Consider the following 4,064-nt stretch of genomic DNA (forward strand, 5'->3'; position numbering starts at 1 on the left):
TGGATACTATGACAGGTACTTGTATCTGAGATATGCGGCTTGAGAAACGATAGTCACCTCCTTGACGCTCAAAAATGAGCATTTCACAGCCACCCTTTGAACACCAATCAAGTAGTACGATCGCCTCGTTAAGACCGTCCCCGTTGAGATCATAATTCACCGAACTAAATTTAGTACCTTTTGGATCGGTGCGATGAATTTTAAAGTATTGATTCAGCGCTTTTTGTAGTGCTTTATCAATTTCTGTTTTTGGGTCAATATGTTGCACCGTGAATTCTCGTTCAATTCGGTTTGTAGTGTTTTTTGAGCTAATTTCCTTACTGGTCATTTTATTGAATAGCCTCTCTGAAGGAGGGATCCTGATAATGATATTATTTTTGTTAAGTTTAGTACTGCGAAGAGTCGCATCTGAACGTTTGAAAATAAGCTCTTCTTGTATTTTTTGCATACCTTGCTGCGTTAGCATCACCACAACCCGATCGGGAGAATTACTTTTCCAGAAGCCTGTTTTAGTAATAGCTTCTGCTCCAATATTTTCCTTATATTCAACCCGGTAATTTGACTTGAGGGTTAAATTGGTTGTTTTAGAGGGGGTGATATTTAAGTAATAACCGGCAAAGTCGTGATAATCTATCGGCCATCCGGCTTCTCCACAGCCGCTGAATTCCCCCCACACACTGTCAACTTTGGCGGTCAGGCCCCAATATTCTTTCATTTTTAAATTATAACAATGACCGGGCTGAATTCTTAAGCTCAGCCGCTCTCCCTGTTCATTGTTCGTTTTAATATAGTTTGTTTGCGTGCTGTTAAAGTTTGAATCTTGGATCTTATAAGCTCTATTACCCGCCTGAGTGGCAAAATGCAGCTTATCTTGATCAATATTTAAGCGCCAATAGGGATCTTCACCTTTAGCTTTAAATAAGAAACCAGTAGTTGCTTTAGCGCATTGCAATGAAGCTTTAGGCAGCGCCATATGGTGAACTCTGTCTATACGCATTAGTGGATCTGATGGTGGCGTATTTATTGCCGGAAAGGTTATTTCACCAACAAATTCGATATACACAGGGGTGGATTTTTCCGGGGTGATTTGCTGATAAATATTAGTTAATGCCACATTAACTATTACCGGAAAATCTTGTCCGGAATCACAGGTCGTGAAATAACCTTTACCATCAGTAAAACTAAAATAGCCTCGGAAATTACTATCCAATATTGTTGAAAAATCTTCCTTGATGACGGTGATTTTATCTGGCGGAGGTGAGACCGTCGAAGTCGGGGAAACACAAGCTGCATTAAAAAGCAGGGAACTACTTAACAATAAGAAACTTAATAAACGCATAAAAAACCTCAGTTCAGTCATCATTGACGGTTAAGCGTGCATAAATCTGCACAAACACGACAATATGTTGCCTTTTAATTTAAATACTTAATCATCGCTCGGCGCTTAAGCCGTTCACATTGTTAATTAGAGTGATTAAGCATCAATATTTTTGGCTTAATATTTACTTTATATTATGGGTACTAGGCTAAATATCTATCCATCATTACCGCCACACCATGCTCTTTAGATGAAAACGTTTTTCTACATCCGGCAGAGCATCTTTTAGCGCATGCTGAGCGTTTTCCATTATGACAGGTTTAGCACCCGCGAGTAACATTCATACCATCTCCAAATGTAATGGCATCGGAAATTTCCAACTAGGTAACGACTTCACCTGTATTGGTATTGGCGCACAGAAAAATATCTTAATCGTATTACTTTTATCAAGTTTTCCGGAATGCGATGATCTGGGCAGAGCAGGCTGAAATAGCTATTTCTCACATCGCAGAGTGCCTTGTTGTGATGCTTCTAAAAATTTAAGTACTGCATTTAAAGCGGCTAATCGGGATTGATCTTTTTCTAAATATATCTCATGTTTTGCATTGGGTATAGTTAGAAAACGTTTCGCTTTACACTGGGTTAACTTTTTGAAAAATTTATTTTGCCCTGCCGCTGTCACAACCTTATCGGCTCCAGCTTGCAGCAATAGGATTGGAATATTTATTTTATCGGCGTTATCAACCGCCTGTTTGGTGGCGCTAAGGCTTTGAGCAACCCAGCGCATACTCGCATCGCCAAGTTGTGTTTCCGGAAATGCTGTAAAAGTATTTTGTGATGCATTAAAACGAACTTCGCTGGACGTTACGTCATTACCGATGAAGGCTTTGGGCTTATATTCTTCGCCACCAAACACATAACAGGATTGATCACTAAACCAGCTACACACGGCGGCACCGCTAGAGGTTAATATATTGGCAATAACAGGGGGTATGCTGCCTAAATTGATTGACATCATGGGGCTTAATAAGATGCCGGCCTGAAACGGGTGTTTGTATTGTTCGAGGTATAACGCGCTTACCGTGCCGCCCATTGAGTGTGCTAACAGGTAATTATGCGGGTAATGATTTGCTAAATCTAAGGATAAAATATAACGGTTAAGGTCATCGACATAATCCTGGAAATCAACAACATGTCCGTGATATCGATCTCCGCCTAAGCGTTCTGAAAATCCCTGACCCCGGTGGTCAATTAAATAGAGATCATAACCTTGACGGTTAAGATCAAAGGCAAGTTCCTTGTACTTTAATACACTCTCGTTTCGACCCTGGCTAATCACAATCGCTTTAGCATTACCTGTTTTAATACTAATAGTATGCAGTCTTTTATTGCCAACGCCCTGTAAAGAACCTGACGTTGCATTTTTTTCCCAAAATGCGTTTATTTTACTATTAAAAGTATCACTCAGTTCTGCTTCAGTGGTTAAACCGTAGGGATTATTTGTCATGTTATTTTCCGCGGAGGTCAATGCGCTAGAAAGTAAAAATAAAAAAGGTATCAGTAATCTTAGTTGAGAAGCTTTTTTCATCTATTATCCGTGATGTTATGTGGTTCTTAATAGGACGCTATTTTCTTTTTTGGGTTGGTAATGCTTATTTTCATATCTCTAATGCATCTATTAATTAAAGCATAAACCCCATTAGCTAAGATTGGGGATTATGCTCTATCTGCAAGATCGTTCAGGTTTTCTTAAAAGCCCCTTAAACGATTAACATCGGAATAAAAATACCGATTTTTTAATTATATAATACGGAAATGATTAAGCCAGTTTGGTTTTGATAAAGTTAATAACCTCATCAATAGCAACTTCCTGTTTTACGCCTGACTGACGATCTTTATATTCAATCACGCCATTATCCAGGCTACGATCGCCAATCACTAGGGTATGTGGAATGCCCATCAGCTCAGCATCCGCAAACATAATACCAGGGCGCTCTTTACGATCGTCAAATAAGACATCGACACCTGCCGCTTGTAATTCTGCATAGTATTTTTCAGCAAGTTCTGCCACACGATGTGATTTATGCATGTTCATCGGGACAATCACTATCGAAAAAGGTGCCAGTGCATCGTTCCAAATAATCCCATTTTTATCATTGTTTTGCTCAATAGCGGCAGCAACAATGCGTGAGATACCAATGCCGTAACAACCCATAGTTAATATCTGGTTTTTACCTTGCGGGTTAAGTACGCCAGCATTCATCGCTTTAGTATAAGTATCACCTAGTTGGAAAATATGTCCCACTTCGATACCCCGTGCCATTGAAAGCGTTCCCTTACCGCAGGGGCTCGGATCGCCTTCAACAACATCTCGTAAATCGGCAACTTCATAATTGCTGATGTCACGATCCCAGTTAACACCGATTAAATGTTTGCCCGTTTCATTTGCACCGCAAACAAAATCGGCGAGTTTTTCAGCGGCCCGATCAACAATAGTACGCACTGTTAGACCTTTAGGTCCAATTGAACCGGCATCACAATTTGCCGTATCTTTAATTTGCTGTTCGTTGGCAAAAGTAAGCGGGCTGGCAATACCATCAATATTTTCAGTTTTAATTTCATTGAGGTTATGATCGCCACGTAAAACAAGTGCAACGACGGGGGCGCTTTCACCCTTTTTACAACTGCCTTCCACCAATAAGGTTTTGACGGTTTGATCAGCTTTAACATTTAAAAATTCGCACAC

General features: G+C 40.0%; 4 protein-coding genes. 1 reads left to right on the forward strand and 3 read right to left on the reverse strand.

All coding sequences use genetic code 11. The annotated features are described in order from the left end of the window. The coding region (locus ACJAT7_RS18285) for a hypothetical protein (protein ID WP_415228230.1) at window positions 1-1,339 on the reverse strand (1,339 nt) is incomplete at its 3' end. Between the two features lie 290 nt (window positions 1,340-1,629). Between ACJAT7_RS18285 and ACJAT7_RS18290 the strand changes: the two genes are divergently transcribed. Further along, window positions 1,630-1,806 carry a hypothetical protein gene (locus ACJAT7_RS18290; RefSeq protein WP_415228231.1) on the forward strand — a complete coding sequence of 59 codons (177 nt, stop codon included), beginning with the start codon at window positions 1,630-1,632 and terminating at the stop codon, window positions 1,804-1,806. Between the two features lie 5 nt (window positions 1,807-1,811). On the opposite strand, the gene ACJAT7_RS18295 is transcribed toward ACJAT7_RS18290, so the two are convergent. Further along, window positions 1,812-2,825, reverse strand: coding sequence for an alpha/beta fold hydrolase (locus ACJAT7_RS18295; protein WP_415228232.1), 1,014 nt, complete (start codon window positions 2,823-2,825; stop codon window positions 1,812-1,814). 312 nt (window positions 2,826-3,137) lie between these two features. Next, a partial coding sequence (proS, locus tag ACJAT7_RS18300; RefSeq protein WP_415228233.1) for a proline--tRNA ligase occupies window positions 3,138-4,064 on the reverse strand: 927 nt, incomplete at its 5' end.

The sequence above is a fragment of the Psychromonas sp. genome (assembly GCF_047632995.1).
GTDB lineage: Bacteria > Pseudomonadota > Gammaproteobacteria > Enterobacterales > Psychromonadaceae > Psychromonas.

Bases quoted from the DNA above. Each gene is read 5' to 3' on its own strand.
- ACJAT7_RS18295 (WP_415228232.1), bottom strand. From the start codon at position 2,825: ATGACAAATAATCCCTACGGTTTAACCACTGAAGCAGAACTGAGTGAT.
- ACJAT7_RS18290 (WP_415228231.1), top strand. From the start codon at position 1,630: ATGACAGGTTTAGCACCCGCGAGTAACATTCATACCATCTCCAAATGT.